Consider the following 15,759-nt stretch of genomic DNA (forward strand, 5'->3'; position numbering starts at 1 on the left):
TCTCAAGCTTTTTTCCTACGCTATGTTTGAACACTTACTTACTGTGATTGGTATTAGATTCTCTAGGTGCGAATTTAGAGAATCAACTCACTAAAATCGACGTTAAGCTTCTGGGTTGAAGTAGTCTAGAACCACTTCGTGGTGAGTCTTGGTCTTGAACTTGTTGAAGACGTGTTCAATCTGACCTTCTTCATCAATAAGGAAGCTAATACGGTGCAGACCATCGTACACTTTGCCCATAAATTTCTTCTCGCCCCAAACACCAAACTGTTCAGCAACACAGTGGTCTTCATCAGATAGAAGTGTGAAGTTCAGAGATTTCTTCGCAACGAAATTTGGTAGGCGTTTAACTGGGTCAACACTCACACCTAAAACAACCACATTCAGGTCATCAAGCTGTGCTTTGATATCACGCAGACCTTCTGCTTGCACAATACAACCTGGAGTCATTGCTTTTGGGTAGAAGTAGAAAAGTACTTTTTTACCTTTGAAGTCACCAAGAGATACGATATTGCCATCTTGATCTGGAAGAGAAAAAGCAGGTGCTGGAACACCAGCCGTTAGCGTATTCATGATATTTCCTTTTTAAAAACTGTTTTTGATAAAGTTGAGCGAGCCTTGTACGGATAGGCTCTGACACAGCGCGTCGAATTCTTCTTGTAGCTGCATCAAATTACATTCTGATTGCACAGAAGCGGTAATAGAGATATGGAATTGGTCGTTGTCGAGCTGAACTTTAGATTTATTGATGGTTCGTGCACTTAACGAATCGAGGCCGATGTTTCGGTCTGCGAAGAACTGGGTAAACTGCTCGGTTAGACCGAGTTTGTCGTCTGACTCAACGAACACCTCTACTGTGTAAGAGTTCTCAATAACATCATGAGTTGAGGTTCGCTTCATAATCGTAATCAAGTCGTGCTCTTGTCCAAGCAAGGGCAGGGTGGTTTCAACGCGGGTGATGTTGTTTGCCTTTCCAGACAGTAGCATGATAAGCGTAAATTCTTCGCCAAATTGAGCGATACGGCTATCAATAATGTTACAGCCTGATTGGGTGACTAAATGAACCACTTGGTTGCATACACCTGGGCGATCTGTGCCCACAGCTGTGATTACTAGATGTTGAGTCATAAAATCACGTCTCTTATATTCCATTGATTCATGCATGTTAGCACAGTTAGCTAGAGGAATAAGTGTGTGCTTGGGGCTTTTATGAGGCACTTTGCTTCAAATATGTAACAAGTAATAGGAATATTTAGAGTGTTCAAAATTCAAAGAGTGGTGTGAGAGCATTGCTTACTTGTTACTGACATCGAGTGCTGAGCTATTCGCTAGATTGAGTGTAGGTTACCCAAATTCTAGGTCGAACGCCGTTATAAGTCGTTTTACCTCAAACATACGACAATATTTACTGCAGATGTTGCTGGTAAGCCACTTTAATGTCTTGTGTTTATTGATTGGCTTACAGTAACATGCAAAAAGAATAAATTAAGGGAGATAGACATGTTTTCAGGAAGTATCGTTGCGCTAGTTACACCATTTAATACAGATGGTGAAGTGGATTTCGACAGCCTTAAAAAGTTAGTTGATCACCATGTTGCAGCAGGTAGTGATGGTCTGGTTGCGGTTGGCACAACTGGTGAGTCTTCAACACTCACTATTGAAGAGCATGTCAAAGTCGTCAATAAGGTCGTTGAATTTGCTGATGGCCGTATTCCTGTTATCGCAGGTACGGGTGCAAACGCAACTCACGAATCTGTACTTTTCAGCCGTTTGCTTAATGGTTCTGGTATTGCTGGTTGCCTGAGTGTCACGCCTTACTACAACAAACCGACTCAAGAAGGTTTGTACCAACATTACAAAGCAATTGCTGAAGTCAGTGATGTTCCACAGATCCTTTACAATGTACCTGGTCGCACTGCGGTAGACTTGTTGCCAGAAACGGTTGCTCGCCTTGCCGAGATCGAAAACATCGTTGCACTTAAAGATGCGACGGGTGATCTCGAAAGAATTGCAATTCACCGTGAACTTTGTGGCGAAGACTTTATCTTACTAAGTGGTGATGACTTAACTGGTCTTGAATTTGTTAAGCGTGGTGGCGATGGCGTGATCTCTGTAACGAACAATGTTGCAGCTGCTGATATGGCGACTATGTTCAAGCTAGCGAAGGAAGGCAAGTTTGAGGAAGCTGAAGCGATCAATGAGCGTTTGATGCCTCTACATAAGAATTTGTTCGTTGAGTCTAACCCTATTCCCGTAAAATGGGCGGTTCACAAAATGGGTCTGATTGCTGAAGGTGGCTTACGTCTACCACTGACTGAACTGTCAAAACCAGCTCAACCTGTTGTTGCTCAAGCAATGACTGAAGCGTGCATTTACTAAAAACGTATAAAGCAATGCCGAAGCGAACCTTCGACATTTAGGAGTATAAATGAAGTATTCTCACCAGCTAGTGATCGGTTCACTGGCTGTTTTCGTTCTTACAGCATGTTCTGGTAGCCCGACTCAACGTCGCCAAGCCAAAGATGATTTTGAATACTTAGAAACACCTGAGTTTTCACAATGGCAATTGCCTGAAGATGCTCAGCCTCAATTCTACCCAAACTTTGATATCCCAAGCGGTGAATTCGGTGGTGGTACCGGTCGTCAAGTGGATATTCGTCCTCCTCAACAGGTTCTTGAACTGATCCCTGGCGCTCGTACTGAGCGTCAAAATGGTGAAGTGACGTTATGGCTCCTTCGTGCTGAAGAGGCTGATCGAGTGTGGCAAACGGCTTTAGATATGCTGACCCAACGTAATATCAGCATTCGTGAACAGTCAGAAAATGACATTGAGACTGATTGGGTTACTTGGGTTTCTGAAGATGAAGAAGTCGAGATTGGCAGTCGCTATTCTATCTCTCGTTTCCAAGCGAACAACCGCTATGGTTTCAAGATTAACTTGATAGATTGGCGTGAAGGCTCTGAAGAGAAGCCAGTATCGGCAACCAATAAAGAGCGTTACAACGCGTTCTTAACGAACCTAGTGATGGCGAGATACGATGCAGATCTTCGTGCTGAAGCTGCAGTGAAAGCACAAGAGTTGGTGAAACGTATTCCTATCTCAATGGGAACTGACCGTAGTGGTTTCCCTGTGATCATTGCTCGTACACCATACAACGTATTGTGGCAACGACTACCTACCTTGCTACCTACGATGGGCTTCGAACTTGAAGAGCGTAACCAGTCTCAAGGTACAGTGAAAGCTAAGTATGCCGCGCCAGATGATGAATTCTGGGAAGAGATTGGCCTACAGCCTATTGACTTAGCGCCAGGTACTTACACCTTCTTGTTTGGTGATCTTGGTAACCGTACGTCGATTAACGTAACGGATGCATCAGGTAAGCCAGTAGAAGAAGAGCTACTGAAGTCAATGGTACCGGTATTGGCACACGTTGCTGACCAAACCAAAGACAAGAAAGAAGCAAAAGCTGAATAAGCACTGAGCTAATTTTGATAAATAAAAAGAGGACATACATTGTCCTCTTTTTTATGTCTGTTAGTTAGCGTTTATGTGCCAGTTGTCAATTCGCTAACAAGGAGTCACACGCGCCTGACTTGTTTGGGCTAGCGCATCAAGGGCGTTAGGCTAAGTATTTTTGCTGTCAGTAGACTCATCATTTTGAGCTTTTTCTTGGTTCTGTTTGTCCAATTGATTGAGCTTGTCTAAGTCTTTCTCTGTTTTGTTACGACCCGTCAGATCCATATTTGCGGTCTGTTTGAGCGCAGCAATATTACCCACCACAACGCTAACCACGATGATGATGATAACCCAAGGGTTTGTAAGCCACTCCAACATAAGCGCTCCTAATGGCTGATATTCGCGACGAAGCGCGCATAGATCTCGTCTAGCTGCTTCATAATAATCTCATACCCTAATATTGGCTTAGATTGGAGTTGCTTGCCAAGTAAAGTGGGGGATAACTGTGATAAACACGACTGTGAAACGCTACGATGGCTAATATGCCAAGGTTCTATCGCAACACCACCCAAATCTTTGCTGTAAGGAAAGAAGAACCCAAATTGCGCAGCATGAACCGATAGCCACTGGTAAAACGCTTGCTGGTGGCCTGTTAGGTATTCCCATGGTTCTAATTGTAACGGTGTGCCTTCGGGTAAGAGGTTACGAGCAAAGACATCGAAGTCACACCCCCAATGATGACGACTCGCACCGGGAAGTGCAGACCATCTCAGGATAGCCGATAGTTTTTGATGTTCAGTCAGTGTTGAAGAATCAAGAGGTTGGCTTTCTGAATCTAATATAGGAGCTTCGCCAGAAAACTTACGGTTCCAAATCAGAGATTGCCTTTCATAGTCGCGAAAGCCACTGGCAATCTCCATTTTAAAACCCGCGAGCTGAGCAGCTTCAATCAAATTATGTAGGTCATCTTTAACCTCACTGTGAACCAAGAAGGTCTTGGTGCCAATCATGCTCGGTTCTAGATGCGAATCTGATTGTCCGGTTAGCTGCTCTGGTGTCATCACGAGTCTCTCAATAATTAGATGCTATGGATCGCTGATGAAAAATTATTTAGCGAACAAGTTCACTAGTGTTCTTTCGTACATCTCGGTTAGCTTCTCTAAATCAGCCACTTTCACGCATTCGTTAACCTTGTGAATGGTTGCATTTACAGGGCCTAGTTCAACGACTTGTCCGCCCATGCGTGCGATAAAGCGACCATCAGATGTACCACCGGTAGTTAGCAGTGCTGGTTGCACATCATTGACGTGACCCACTGCATCGACAATAGAATCAAGCAGTGACCCCGCATCTGTTAAGAATGGGTCGCCATTGAAGGTCCATTTTAAATCGTATTCGAAATCGTACTTGTCGAGTGTATTTGTGATTCTTTCAACGATGATGTCGTTGTTTAACTCTGTGCTAAAGCGAAGGTTAAACTGAACATTAAATTCACCAGGAATCACGTTTGATGCGCCAGTGCCCGCACTTACATTTGGGATCTGGAAGCTGGTTGGTGGGAAATAATCATTACCTTTGTCCCACTCGGTCGTCGCCAATTCATTGATCGCAAGCAGAGAGCTGTGTACCGGGTTGTTCGCAAGGTGAGGGTAGGCAACGTGACCTTGTGTGCCTTTAATCGTTAGATCGCCGGTGATAGAGCCACGACGGCCGTTTTTCACGACATCGCCAACAAACTCAGTACTTGATGGTTCACCAACAATACACATGTCGATGTTCTCACCACGAGCCATCAAAGCTTCAACAACACGTACTGTGCCGTTGATGAACGGGCCTTCTTCATCTGAAGTGATAAGGAAGCCGATTGATCCAGTGTGGTCTGGGTGGTTAGCAATGAACTGTTCTACAGCAACAATCATTGAAGCCAGAGAACCTTTCATATCTGCCGCGCCACGACCGTGTAGGAAACCATCTACGATCGTTGGTTCAAAGGGCTTAGTGTTCCATTGTTCGACTGGGCCAGCAGGCACTACATCAGTGTGACCAGCAAAAGCAAACAGGGGCGCCTCTGTACCACGGCGAGCCCAGAAGTTAGTCGTATCTTCAAATACCATTACTTCGATTTCAAAACCGAGTGCTTTTAAGCGTTCAATCATCAGCTCTTGGCAGCCGGCATCTTCGGGAGTTACTGATTGGCGGCTAATGAGGTCTTTTGCCAGTGCCAAAGTTGGGCTATCTGTCATCCTTGAATTCCTTGTTTAAATAAAACGTCTAGTCTTTAATTTTTAGGCGCTGATTCAATGCTCAACGTCCAGTTGCCTGTTTATATAAATAATACGTGCTAAGCAAAAATAGCCGCGTATTGGTCGGCTTTAAATCCGATGTGAAGCTTACCTTCCACTTTTAGTATTGGGCGCTTGATCATTGCAGGTTGCTCAATAAGCAGAGCAACGGCTTTTTGTTCCGTTAGCGTGTCTTTCTGCTCTTGAGTAAGTTGGCGATAAGTCGTCCCGCGTTTGTTTAGCACAAGTTCCCAACCAAGTTCTGAACAGAAGCTTGTAACTAACTCTTCGGTGATGCCTTGTTTACGATAATCGTGAAAGTCGAACTCAATACCTTCAGCTTCTAACCATTTCTTTGCTTTTTTGATGGTGTCGCAGTTCGGAATGCCAAACATAGTGATAGTCATTACTCTTCCTTTGGATGTTTTTATTTCGTTGTTATGAGTTGAATCCTATCAGGAAGCGGCAATTCAGACAAAATAGAGTGAGGAATATTTCATAGAGTGAAAAAAAACAGTAAGAAAATGTCACTATTGGAGACTTATTGATCAGCCTCAACATGTTGTCAGCAAAAAAAGAAATAATTGAGTTGCACATATATAGGAGGTGTCAATGGAGTTGAGTCCTGTTTTTGCAAGGCGGCTATATTTAGCATTGTTAGTGGAAAGCCTTGATAGGCCAAATGTGCCTAAACTCATCGAAAAAACGGGGTGGCCTCGTCGTACTATTCAAGATGTACTCAAGGCGTTACCGGGGATCGGTATTGAACTTATGTTTGTTCAAGATGGGCGACGTCATAATGATGGCTATTACCAATTATCCGACTGGGGGCCATTTGACAGTCAATGGGTTATCCAGCGTAAAGGCGATATAGCAACAAGCCTTGGATTTAGTGCATAAGCCAGCGAAAGCTGGCTTTCTTTTGGGCGTTATAAAATCAAAGTATATCGAGATGTCGATGCGCTAATTTATTTGCTTATATAAGTAGCAGTACCAGTGACCTTCGCTGCCTGTGACTTCCTCTTGGTACCCGGACTGATTGATATCAATCAGAGTGTGGGGGTAATTCACTTGTTCTTGGTCAGCTTCGTTGCGAGAAACTGTAGTTGATATTGCGTATCTCCAAAGTACACCACTCATCTTTAAAGCAATCCATTCCTTGTTCATCCGCTTATCTTGTAATTTCATAAAATAAATCACAAGAAATAAGCTAGCTTACTCAGAGCACGATCTAAGATATTTCAGTGTCATGATTGAGTTATCTCTGCAACTTGAACTCTGTCATATCTTTAGAACTACAGTTTGACACCCAATGAATCAGAACGAGTGTTCTGGTTAAACTCTAGAGCGTAGCCAATATCAGCCCGATCTCAGATAATAAGTTATTTCGAACAAAGTGAAATAAGTCGGTGAATACTAACTATTATATAACAAGTACTGTATTTGTCTTATAAGGTAAATAAAAATGAAAATCGCAATTTTATCTAGAAATCCAAAGTTGTACTCCACAAGTCGCTTAGTAGAGGCTGGCGTTGAACGAGGGCATATTGTTGATGTGATTGATACGCTGCATTGTTATATGGATATTACGAGTAGTCGACCTACGGTTCGTTACAAAGGTAATGAGCTTCCTCTTTATGATGCTGTGATTCCTCGTATTGGATCTTCGATTACTTTTTACGGTACAGCAGTAGCAAGACAGTTTGAAATGATGGGTACTTTTAATGTGAATGAATCTGTAGCGATCAGTCGTTCTCGTGACAAATTACGATCTTTGCAGCTTTTGTCCCGTAAAGGAATAGGCTTACCAAGAACGGGTTTTGCGAGTAAACCGGACAATATTAAAGATTTAATCAAGAATGTAGGCGGAGCACCTCTCGTCATTAAATTGTTAGAAGGCACGCAAGGTATTGGCGTAGTTTTAGCTGATACTGCAAAAGCTGCAGAAAGTATTATTGAAGCTTTTATGGGGCTCAAAGCTAACATACTCGTTCAAGAATACATAAAAGAGTCTGGAGGAGCTGATATTCGTTGTCTTGTCATTGGAGGTCGAGTTGTCGCGGCGATGAAGCGACAGGCGGTTGAGGGGGAATTCCGCTCTAACCTGCATCGCGGAGGTTCAGCGGAAATTATTCGTTTAACTAAAGAGGAGCGAGAGACGGCAGTAAACGCTGCAAAAATTATGGGATTAAATTTCTGTGGAGTGGATCTGCTGCGAGCCAATAGTGGTCCAATGGTAATGGAAGTTAACTCATCTCCTGGTTTAGAAGGTATAGAAAGAGCTACCAACTTAGATGTTGCAGGTAAGCTTTATGATTTTATTGATAAAAAGGCAAAATTAAATGCTAATAAGACACGAGGGCAGGGATAATTATCATGTCTGATTTATGTATTGGTACCCATTGTGTGTTGCCTGGCGAACGAATGAAAATAGCGCTTCCTGTAGCAAAATTATACACCGATGGAGAAGTTTCTTTACCCGTCTATATCATGAGAGCGAAGCTAGATGGGCCAACTATCTTTGTTAGTGCTGCGGTTCATGGCGATGAGTTAAATGGCATCGAAATAGTTCACAGAATTATCAATATGAAACGTTTTAAAGTGCTTCGCGGGTCGATTATTTTTGTTCCAATGGTGAATGTTCATGGAGTTATACATCAAAGCCGATATTTACCTGATCGCCGAGATCTAAACCGCAGCTTCCCAGGCTCTCCTAAAGGTTCACTGGCTGCGAGAGTTGCGAATATCTTTAGGACTGAGATTATTGAAAAATGTCAGTATGGAATAGATTTGCATACTGGTGCAATTCATCGAACTAATTTACCTCAGATTCGAGCAAATGTAGAAGACGAGATAACAGCGGAATTAGCGAACGCTTTTGGTGCTCCTCTAGTGCTGCATTCGAAAGAGATTGATGGTTCATTACGTGATTGCGCAACTCACTCAAACACGAAGGTCTTGGTTTTCGAGGGAGGCGAGGCACTGCGTTTTGATGAAGCATCTATTCGAATGGGAACAAGAGGGGTCATACGTGTTTTACGGCACTTAAATATGATTAGTAAAGGTAGGCGTCCACAGCGGGATGTACCTGAACCTGTGATTGCCCGAGGTAGCCAATGGGTACGAGGAAGCGCCAGTGGAATTGTTAAACACAAATATCAGTTGGGTGATTACGTCAAGAGAGGAGATCAATTAGCTACGATCAGTAGTGCTTATGGAGAAGAATTAGCTGTAATTATTGCTCCTCGCACGGGTGTTATTATTGGGAAACAAAATATTCCCTTGATTCAAGAGGGAGAGGCTATGTACCACATTGCTTATTTTGATGAAGATGAAGAAATAATTGCGCAGCAAATAGATAAGCTATCTGAGGATGTTGCTTCAAGAGAAATTAAAGATGATTTGTGATGTTCGTCGACAAAAATTAATGTTCTTAGTAATCCACGAGAAAAGGTACTAAATCAATTCATCATTAGCATTCGATGGTTCAAGTTTATAGGAAGTTACTAATATGTTTGAAAAAGCGATATCTTGGTTAGAGATGACCCTTTTTACTTTCAACGGGCAACCAGTAACATTATGGGCATTACTTGCCGTTCCAATTTGGGTAATAACAAGTTTTTGGATTTCAAAGTTAGTTATAAAGGCAATTAAGTCTAAATTAACAGCATCAGGGAAAGATCCCAATATTGTTCATTTGATTGAACGTGTGTTATTTGTTTTGGCACTTTGTATTATATTTATCACCACGTTATCGATGCTTAATATCCCCATTACTGCATTTGCATTTCTTTCAGGAGCCATTGCCATAGGATTTGGATTTGGAGCGCAAAATATTATCAATAACTTTATTAGTGGTTGGATACTTATTGGCGAAAAACCAATACGTATAGGTGACTTTCTTGAGGTAGAAGGAGCGAAAGGAACGGTAGAGCAAATTAATACTCGCTCTACTCGTATTAGACGTGTAGATGGTGTTCATATGTTGATTCCTAACAGTATATTACTGGAAAATACGGTAATTAATTGGACCTTACGGGACAAGCTAATAAGAGGTACGGTTTCTGTGGGGGTTGCTTATGGCAGTGATGTTAGGTTAGTAGAGAAATTGATGCGTAATATTACGGAAAGTCACCCTCAGGTACTCCCAACATTTGAAGTAGGTGTTTTCTTCCAAGATTTTGGTGACAATGCACTCATGTTTGAAGTTTTTTTTTGGGTTAATTCACAAGTGGAAGGGGGCGTTAGACTAGTAACGAGCGACATTCGTTTTGAGATAGATTCCGCCTTTAAAGAAAATGGAGTAACCATAGCTTACCCGCAACGTGATATCCATCTTGATGGTGCTATAAAAATCATACGTGAATCAAAATAAAAAAACTATAATTAATACAGTTAATGCTGATTGATCAACTGTATTAAAAGTGTCAGTATGCTTATTTATTGATAAGCAGTAGGTCGCATGGTGGATTTGCCATTAATGTATCAACAGTACTTCCTGACCAATAGCGAGACAGTGCAGTACGTTTGCAAGCACCCAAGACTAAAATAGAAGCTCCCATGGATTTGACAATATCAGGTAGCCCCTCTTCTGGGTTCGACTTTATAAACCTAAGTGGTAAAAGAGCATGTTTGTTTAATTCAAGAAAGTTGGTGATCGACTGTTTTTGATGTGCCAATATCTCTTTAGAGTATCGATATAAGTAGGGAGCAACATACTGACAATAAACGAGAGAAATATTTGCGTTCAATCGTTTTTGTAACTCTAAGCTTCGGGAAATAATCTCTTTATCTATTTCTGCATTTTTATCGTTGCGGTGAAGTGGATCTATAGCAGAAGCAACTTTCAAAGGTTGTTGCCACTTTATATCGGTGAGCAGCAATATATCATGTCCTTGGCTAAATAGCTCTCTAAGTAACTGGAATGCGATTATTTCTTTGGAATAATCAATAAGGAAAATATTAGTACTATTTTTCTGTTCTTCAATAAATTTATGCTCCCAACTATTCCCCGTCAGTAGATTAAAGTTGACTTCCATCATAGGTAGTTCTAGCTCTGAGTGAATATCCTCTATTATTTCTAATATCGAATTACACCATTGTACGAAAAAATCATCGTATCGAGCACTGCTTTCTTTAGGTTTAATTAGAAAGTCTAAGAAAGTATGCTCTTCACTACGGCGATAATCTTCCGCGTAGATGTTTAAGGAATGACTGGATGCTTGTGCAAAACAAACCGCCTTTCTCAAGACTCGTCTAGATGGCTTAGAGCAAACTTTTGTTAGTAAATTACTTGAATTCATATCAAAATCCTTTTAATAAGAAGTTACGATAACTCAATGTATAATATTGATTCAAGATGTTAAATTGATTTAGTCAAGGTTTTTGTAATGTTGTGCATCTGTGGTTTTTTGTTGGGGTTAGCGGTCCAAGATGGGCGACGTCATAATGATGGCTATTACCAGTTATCCGACTGGGGGCCATTTGACAGTCAATGGGTTATCCAGCGTAAAGGCGATATAGCAACAAGCCTTGGATTTAGTGCATAAGCCAGCGAAAGCTGGCTTTCTTAATTCTTAATTCTTAATTTTTCTTTTAGCGATCAGCGGTCTAATTAGCGACACCGATAAGCGGTGCCCAGCATGGTTACGGAGGTCGCAAAATCTTGAGGAAGTGTGAAAATAACGGTGTCTGCACCTAATGTAATAGCGTTGGACTTTAGCTCATTCATCGCGCCTTGAATCAGAGTGTCATTTGGGTAGAACAGGTAGCTATACCAGTGGCCTTCGCTACCTGTGACTTCCCCTTTATACTCGCACTGGTCGATATTAATCATACCGTGGTAATCCATTTGCACTTTGTCAGCTTCGCTATGAGGCACTGATGTCGGTGTCGTACAACCTAGCAATACACCACTCATGGTCAAAGCGACTAATTCCTTTTTCATAGGTTTATCCTGTTACTACATCAAATAAATCCCGAAACCTACCCAGCTTGCGACTAATAGCAACCACGGCAGTTTACTGGCGTAATTTGAGGTTGTTTCAACACTCGCCTCTAAATTGTTCTCTTCATCTAGATGAGTTAGTTGAGCCTGTTTCTCTTTCTGTATGCGCTTCTTGGCTTTATCGGCTTGGCGACTGCGTTCTTTCTGCTGCTTTTTATAGAGTGCGATGCCTTTCTCTATACCTTGAGCGATCAATTTGGTTTGTTCTTTGGTTTGAGCTGGCTTTTGAGTCGCTTTGGCTATCTTCAGTGCCTCTTGTTGAGATTCAACAGACGGTGTATTAGTTTTCTTTTTCATACTGAGTTCGATAATTAAAACGGATTGACCAATAAGATAACGCAAACCTAGTTAAGTATGAATGATTTGCGTTAAAGTGTGGGTTTTAAAATCAGTGAAAGTGAGAGTTGTGCGGTACTCCATAGAACAATACGACAAGCACGGCTTTTTGAAAGCCCCAATCCTATTATGGTTAGGTTGGCTGTTTTTGGCGAAAGCTTTAGTCGTATTCATTGTTGCAGGTGCCAGCCGAGAATCCGGCACTGACATCCTTGAGATAATCTATCCAGACCACCAGATGTTTTATGTCGGAATTGCTTTGAGTGTTCCTAGTTTGGTACTCATGTGGTTGTTTGGGCTCAGGACGCCAGAGAGAAAGCGCCTTAACAAAGTCGTGTCATGGGGACGATGGGTTACCATGATGGCTATCTTGGCGCAGGGCTCCCATACAATTTATTTAATCTATTTGGATAACGGATGGTTCCGTTGGTCAAATGCTATCACCTTGTTGTTGCTGCTGTGGTTAGCGCTTTATTTAACCAATAGTCACGCCGCTAGGGATTGCTTTAAAGTGGTTGAGCTCGAAGACTGATTCTTATCAAAACACTTGTCCTATTCACAATTATACTTAGAAGCTAAAACTGGAAGGAATAATCTATGCTTAATGTTACAAGTGAGCAGCCTAATGTTCAAAGTGCTATTTTGCCTGAAGCTGGGCCTTTCGCTCTTTACGTTCAACTGAAAGTGAATGCTAACGCAGCTAATGTATTGGCGGAAATTCAAAAGCTTCCGACTCTAATCGACGAGCTTAACCAAACTCAACCAGATGCGAACCTAACGGCGTCGGTTGCGTTCTCAAAAGCTTTTTGGGATAAGTTCGAGCAAGCCGCTCCCTCTGATCTCATTGATTTCCCTACGCTTGGTGAAGGTGATGTAACAGCACCGAGCACACTGTCTGATGTGTTAATTCACTGCCACTCAAATCGACACGATTTGCACTTCTTTATCTTGCGTAAATTGCTATCTGAAGTAGCAGCTGACGTTGAAGTGGTTGATGAAACTTATGGTTACCGATTCTTAGACTCACGTGACATGACTGATTTCGTTGATGGCACTGAAAACCCGAAAGACGCACAGCGCGCTGAAGTAGCGATTGTGCCGGAAGGTGAGTTTGCGGGGGGGAGCTATGTGATGGTGCAACGTTTTGTGCATAACCTGCCAGCTTGGAATAGATTAAACGTATCGGCACAAGAGAAAGTGGTTGGCCGTACCAAGCCAGATTCGATCGAGCTAGACGATGTTCCAGCGGCGTCTCACGTTGGTCGTGTGGATATCAAAGAAGAAGGCAAGGGCCTTAAAATTGTTCGTCATAGCCTACCTTACGGCACAGCAACAGGCGATCACGGTTTACTGTTCATCGCTTACTGTAATGTTCGTCATAATTTCGATGCGATGCTAGAGAGTATGTACGGCGAAACAGATGGCAAAACAGACCAACTGCTTCGCTTTACTAAAGCCGTTACTGGCGCTTACTACTTTGCTCCTTCAGCTGAGATGTTGAGTGCACTAACGATTAAGTAAGTGCACTCAAATAGAATAAACAAAGGGAGCCTCATGGCTCCTTTTTTTTAAAGTTTTATATAAATAGGTCGATACAAGAGCAATCGTAAGTTTTATTCATCTTTTTGTAAGTGAAGGTCTATGGCTATAACTGTTAATACGAATGTTTCAGCATTAGTGGCTCAGAGGAATCTATCTAATGCCAATAACATGCTGAACCAATCTTTGGAGCGCTTGGCTTCAGGGAGTCGTATTAATAGTGCAAAAGACGATGCTGCTGGCTTACAAATCTCTAATCGATTAGAAGCACAGATGAGCGGCATCGATGTTGCGGTTCGAAATGCTAACGACGGTATCTCCATTATGCAGACAGCAGAAGGGGCGATGAATGAAACCACAAATATCATGCAACGCATGCGAGACCTGTCACTGCAAGCGACTAATGGTTCGAATAGCCAATCGGAAAGGACGGCTATTCAAGAAGAAGTAACCGCCTTAAATGATGAGCTAAACCGAATTGCGGAAACCACTTCATTTGGTGGGAAAAAGCTCCTTAACGGCAGCTTTGGTAGCTCGTCATTTCAAATCGGTGGCAGCTCTGGTGAGGCGGTGCAGATAGGTTTGAAAAACATGCGCACCGATGATATCAACATGGGCGGCTTTAGCTATGTTGCCAATGGCATGGCAAGTGACTCGTGGGAAGTTAAATCTAACCAGACAGATATGACGATGGCGTTTACCGATCGTTTTGGCCAGCCACAAAAGATTACGGTTAACGCGAAAGCGGGCGATGATATCGAAGAGTTGGCGACTTACATTAATGGGCAAACAGACCTCGTGTCCGCTTCTGTGAATGATGAGGGGCAGCTTCAGATCTACATGTCTGGCGAAGATACTGCAGGCACGATTTCTTTCTCAGGCTCTTTAGCTGATGAGTTGTCGATGTCAGTGGGCTCTTACGAGTCAGTCGATGATATTAATGTCACTGATGTTGGTGGAGCACAGCGCGCTGTGTCTATTTTGGATACAGCGATGAAGTATGTTGATAGTCACCGTTCTGAACTCGGAGCGATGCAAAACCGCTTTGATCATGCGATTAATAACCTTGAAAATGTTCATGAGAACTTGGCGTCCTCAAACAGTCGAATCAAAGATACAGACTACGCCAAAGAAACCACTCAAATGCTCAAACAACAAATACTGCAGCAAGTCAGTACCACTATTTTAGCTCAAGCTAAGCAAGCGCCGAATTTAGCTTTAACGCTGCTAGGCTAATAAATTAGGTTAATTCTTATAAAGGTATTCTCGGTTAACTAAAGTCCTTTGGTTCATTAAAATACAATATTCCCCCCCCGGCTGGCTTTTCGACAACTTTAGCCTTTTTCTCATCTTTTTTTGATAATTTCACTGCCAGTCACGCTTTCTTATCCTTTCTCGCTATTTCTTTAATTTTGTTGCTTTTTTTCTAAAGGTTTCAGCATTCACGCCGTTATTAAAAGTAACTTAGAGATAACTACTTGGTTTTCCGAGACGTCGGAAGCCGCTATACCGGAAAATCAATTGGAGAAATCACCATGGCAGTGAATGTAAATACCAACGTATCAGCAATGACAGCACAACGTTACCTAAACAGTGCAAACAGCGCTCAACAAACATCAATGGAACGCCTATCTTCAGGTTCTAAAATCAACAGTGCAAAAGATGACGCTGCTGGTCTACAAATCTCGAACCGTTTGAATGTTCAGAGCCGCGGCCTTGATGTTGCAGTACGTAACGCGAACGATGGTATCTCTATCGCTCAAACAGCAGAAGGTGCGATGAATGAAACATCAAACATTTTACAACGTATGCGTGATTTGTCTTTGCAATCAACAAACGGTTCAAATACCAAATCTGACCGTGTAGCAATCCAAGAAGAAGTAACGGCGCTTAATGATGAATTAAATCGTATCGCTGAAACCACATCTTTTGGTGGTAACAAGCTGCTTAACGGTACTCACGGTACTAAGTCATTCCAAATTGGTGCAGACAATGGTGAGGCAGTAATGCTTCAACTGAAAGACATGCGTTCTGATAACGACCAAATGGGCGGCAACAGCTACCAATTTACCGAAGCTAAAGGTAAAGATTGGGGCGTTAAAGCTGGCGCGAATGACTTAACTATGTCACTAAAAGAC

Annotated in this window: 19 protein-coding genes and 2 pseudogenes; 11 read left to right on the top strand and 10 right to left on the bottom strand. The window is 42.3% G+C overall.

The features are described 5' to 3' along the window. Positions 1-102 precede the first annotated feature (102 nt). Positions 103-573, bottom strand: coding sequence for a thioredoxin-dependent thiol peroxidase (gene bcp, locus AB4407_RS12955; protein WP_372120839.1), 471 nt, complete (start codon positions 571-573; stop codon positions 103-105). 12 nt (positions 574-585) lie between these two features. Further along, complete coding sequence (locus AB4407_RS12960; protein ID WP_372120840.1) at positions 586-1,128, bottom strand: glycine cleavage system protein R; 543 nt, start codon at positions 1,126-1,128, stop codon at positions 586-588. A 372-nt stretch (positions 1,129-1,500) separates the two neighbouring features. Here AB4407_RS12960 and dapA point away from each other — a divergent pair, with 372 nt between their 5' ends. Next, positions 1,501-2,379, top strand: coding sequence for a 4-hydroxy-tetrahydrodipicolinate synthase (dapA, locus tag AB4407_RS12965; RefSeq protein ID WP_009847376.1), 879 nt, complete (start codon positions 1,501-1,503; stop codon positions 2,377-2,379). A gap of 49 nt (positions 2,380-2,428) precedes the next feature. Further along, positions 2,429-3,475: an outer membrane protein assembly factor BamC gene (bamC, locus tag AB4407_RS12970; protein ID WP_372120841.1), complete on the top strand. Its 1,047-nt coding sequence runs from the start codon at positions 2,429-2,431 to the stop codon at positions 3,473-3,475. Between the two features lie 150 nt (positions 3,476-3,625). Here bamC and AB4407_RS12975 read toward each other — a convergent pair whose 3' ends face one another. The 4 genes from AB4407_RS12975 to AB4407_RS12990 all read right to left on the bottom strand — a co-directional run bounded on the left by AB4407_RS12975 (position 3,626) and on the right by AB4407_RS12990 (position 6,146). Next, the gene (locus AB4407_RS12975; RefSeq protein WP_372120842.1) at positions 3,626-3,835 is read right to left on the bottom strand and encodes a DUF2897 family protein; all 210 of its coding nucleotides are present in this window, start codon (positions 3,833-3,835) and stop codon (positions 3,626-3,628) included. An 8-nt stretch (positions 3,836-3,843) separates the two neighbouring features. Further along, on the bottom strand, positions 3,844-4,518 hold the full coding sequence (locus AB4407_RS12980) for a M15 family metallopeptidase (protein ID WP_372120853.1): 675 nt from the start codon (positions 4,516-4,518) through the stop codon (positions 3,844-3,846). A 45-nt stretch (positions 4,519-4,563) separates the two neighbouring features. After that, a complete protein-coding gene (dapE, locus tag AB4407_RS12985) occupies positions 4,564-5,700 on the bottom strand; it encodes a succinyl-diaminopimelate desuccinylase (protein WP_372120843.1) in 1,137 nt (378 codons plus the stop codon). A gap of 98 nt (positions 5,701-5,798) precedes the next feature. Next, a complete protein-coding gene (locus tag AB4407_RS12990; protein ID WP_372120844.1) occupies positions 5,799-6,146 on the bottom strand; it encodes an ArsC family reductase in 348 nt (115 codons plus the stop codon). Positions 6,147-6,351: 205 nt separating this feature from the next. Here AB4407_RS12990 and AB4407_RS12995 point away from each other — a divergent pair, with 205 nt between their 5' ends. After that, positions 6,352-6,639 carry a helix-turn-helix domain-containing protein gene (locus AB4407_RS12995; RefSeq protein ID WP_004734273.1) on the top strand — a complete coding sequence of 96 codons (288 nt, stop codon included), beginning with the start codon at positions 6,352-6,354 and terminating at the stop codon, positions 6,637-6,639. A 63-nt stretch (positions 6,640-6,702) separates the two neighbouring features. Here the strand turns inward: AB4407_RS12995 and AB4407_RS13000 are convergent, their stop codons facing one another. Beyond that, a complete protein-coding gene (locus AB4407_RS13000) occupies positions 6,703-6,906 on the bottom strand; it encodes a hypothetical protein (protein WP_372120845.1) in 204 nt (67 codons plus the stop codon). A 298-nt stretch (positions 6,907-7,204) separates the two neighbouring features. Between AB4407_RS13000 and rimK the strand changes: the two genes are divergently transcribed. From rimK to AB4407_RS13015, 3 genes are all read left to right on the top strand, one after another. Further along, positions 7,205-8,110 carry a 30S ribosomal protein S6--L-glutamate ligase gene (gene rimK / locus AB4407_RS13005; RefSeq protein WP_132743171.1) on the top strand — a complete coding sequence of 302 codons (906 nt, stop codon included), beginning with the start codon at positions 7,205-7,207 and terminating at the stop codon, positions 8,108-8,110. Between the two features lie 5 nt (positions 8,111-8,115). Beyond that, the gene (locus AB4407_RS13010; RefSeq protein ID WP_239828755.1) at positions 8,116-9,147 is read left to right on the top strand and encodes a succinylglutamate desuccinylase/aspartoacylase family protein; all 1,032 of its coding nucleotides are present in this window, start codon (positions 8,116-8,118) and stop codon (positions 9,145-9,147) included. A gap of 103 nt (positions 9,148-9,250) precedes the next feature. Beyond that, positions 9,251-10,114 carry a mechanosensitive ion channel family protein gene (locus AB4407_RS13015; protein ID WP_132743167.1) on the top strand — a complete coding sequence of 288 codons (864 nt, stop codon included), beginning with the start codon at positions 9,251-9,253 and terminating at the stop codon, positions 10,112-10,114. A 61-nt stretch (positions 10,115-10,175) separates the two neighbouring features. Here the strand turns inward: AB4407_RS13015 and AB4407_RS13020 are convergent, their stop codons facing one another. Continuing rightward, positions 10,176-11,042, bottom strand: a complete 867-nt coding sequence (locus AB4407_RS13020) for a universal stress protein (RefSeq protein WP_372120846.1) — start codon at positions 11,040-11,042, stop codon at positions 10,176-10,178. A gap of 123 nt (positions 11,043-11,165) precedes the next feature. Here AB4407_RS13020 and AB4407_RS13025 point away from each other — a divergent pair. Continuing rightward, positions 11,166-11,288, top strand: a pseudogene (locus tag AB4407_RS13025) (helix-turn-helix domain-containing protein); the annotation flags it as partial. A gap of 65 nt (positions 11,289-11,353) precedes the next feature. Here AB4407_RS13025 and AB4407_RS13030 read toward each other — a convergent pair. Continuing rightward, on the bottom strand, positions 11,354-11,686 hold the full coding sequence (locus AB4407_RS13030) for a DUF4156 domain-containing protein (protein WP_372120847.1): 333 nt from the start codon (positions 11,684-11,686) through the stop codon (positions 11,354-11,356). A gap of 15 nt (positions 11,687-11,701) precedes the next feature. Beyond that, positions 11,702-12,043, bottom strand: coding sequence for a DUF2956 domain-containing protein (locus AB4407_RS13035; protein WP_372120848.1), 342 nt, complete (start codon positions 12,041-12,043; stop codon positions 11,702-11,704). Between the two features lie 109 nt (positions 12,044-12,152). Between AB4407_RS13035 and AB4407_RS13040 the strand changes: the two genes are divergently transcribed. The 4 genes and pseudogenes from AB4407_RS13040 to AB4407_RS13055 all read left to right on the top strand — a co-directional run. Next, positions 12,153-12,614, top strand: a complete 462-nt coding sequence (locus AB4407_RS13040) for a DUF2919 domain-containing protein (RefSeq protein WP_372120849.1) — start codon at positions 12,153-12,155, stop codon at positions 12,612-12,614. A gap of 65 nt (positions 12,615-12,679) precedes the next feature. Then, positions 12,680-13,603 carry a Dyp-type peroxidase gene (locus tag AB4407_RS13045; RefSeq protein WP_372120850.1) on the top strand — a complete coding sequence of 308 codons (924 nt, stop codon included), beginning with the start codon at positions 12,680-12,682 and terminating at the stop codon, positions 13,601-13,603. Positions 13,604-13,723: 120 nt separating this feature from the next. Further along, positions 13,724-14,857, top strand: a complete 1,134-nt coding sequence (locus AB4407_RS13050) for a flagellin (RefSeq protein ID WP_372120851.1) — start codon at positions 13,724-13,726, stop codon at positions 14,855-14,857. 299 nt (positions 14,858-15,156) lie between these two features. Next, a pseudogene (locus AB4407_RS13055) lies at positions 15,157-15,759 on the top strand (flagellin); the annotation flags it as partial.

It is taken from the genome of Vibrio sp. 10N.261.46.E11, from assembly GCF_041472735.1.
Lineage (GTDB): Bacteria > Pseudomonadota > Gammaproteobacteria > Enterobacterales > Vibrionaceae > Vibrio.

Excerpts from the sequence above, each read along its gene's own strand:
- bcp (WP_372120839.1), bottom strand. The coding sequence starts at position 573 with ATGAATACGCTAACGGCTGGTGTTCCAGCACCTGCTTTTTCTCTTCCA.
- AB4407_RS12960 (WP_372120840.1), bottom strand. The coding sequence starts at position 1,128 with ATGACTCAACATCTAGTAATCACAGCTGTGGGCACAGATCGCCCAGGT.
- dapA (WP_009847376.1), top strand. The coding sequence starts at position 1,501 with ATGTTTTCAGGAAGTATCGTTGCGCTAGTTACACCATTTAATACAGAT.
- bamC (WP_372120841.1), top strand. The coding sequence starts at position 2,429 with ATGAAGTATTCTCACCAGCTAGTGATCGGTTCACTGGCTGTTTTCGTT.
- AB4407_RS12975 (WP_372120842.1), bottom strand. The coding sequence starts at position 3,835 with ATGTTGGAGTGGCTTACAAACCCTTGGGTTATCATCATCATCGTGGTT.
- AB4407_RS12980 (WP_372120853.1), bottom strand. The coding sequence starts at position 4,518 with ATGACACCAGAGCAGCTAACCGGACAATCAGATTCGCATCTAGAACCG.
- dapE (WP_372120843.1), bottom strand. The coding sequence starts at position 5,700 with ATGACAGATAGCCCAACTTTGGCACTGGCAAAAGACCTCATTAGCCGC.
- AB4407_RS12990 (WP_372120844.1), bottom strand. The coding sequence starts at position 6,146 with ATGACTATCACTATGTTTGGCATTCCGAACTGCGACACCATCAAAAAA.
- AB4407_RS12995 (WP_004734273.1), top strand. The coding sequence starts at position 6,352 with ATGGAGTTGAGTCCTGTTTTTGCAAGGCGGCTATATTTAGCATTGTTA.
- AB4407_RS13000 (WP_372120845.1), bottom strand. The coding sequence starts at position 6,906 with ATGAACAAGGAATGGATTGCTTTAAAGATGAGTGGTGTACTTTGGAGA.
- rimK (WP_132743171.1), top strand. The coding sequence starts at position 7,205 with ATGAAAATCGCAATTTTATCTAGAAATCCAAAGTTGTACTCCACAAGT.
- AB4407_RS13010 (WP_239828755.1), top strand. The coding sequence starts at position 8,116 with ATGTCTGATTTATGTATTGGTACCCATTGTGTGTTGCCTGGCGAACGA.
- AB4407_RS13015 (WP_132743167.1), top strand. The coding sequence starts at position 9,251 with ATGTTTGAAAAAGCGATATCTTGGTTAGAGATGACCCTTTTTACTTTC.
- AB4407_RS13020 (WP_372120846.1), bottom strand. The coding sequence starts at position 11,042 with ATGAATTCAAGTAATTTACTAACAAAAGTTTGCTCTAAGCCATCTAGA.
- AB4407_RS13030 (WP_372120847.1), bottom strand. The coding sequence starts at position 11,686 with ATGAAAAAGGAATTAGTCGCTTTGACCATGAGTGGTGTATTGCTAGGT.
- AB4407_RS13035 (WP_372120848.1), bottom strand. The coding sequence starts at position 12,043 with ATGAAAAAGAAAACTAATACACCGTCTGTTGAATCTCAACAAGAGGCA.
- AB4407_RS13045 (WP_372120850.1), top strand. The coding sequence starts at position 12,680 with ATGCTTAATGTTACAAGTGAGCAGCCTAATGTTCAAAGTGCTATTTTG.
- AB4407_RS13050 (WP_372120851.1), top strand. The coding sequence starts at position 13,724 with ATGGCTATAACTGTTAATACGAATGTTTCAGCATTAGTGGCTCAGAGG.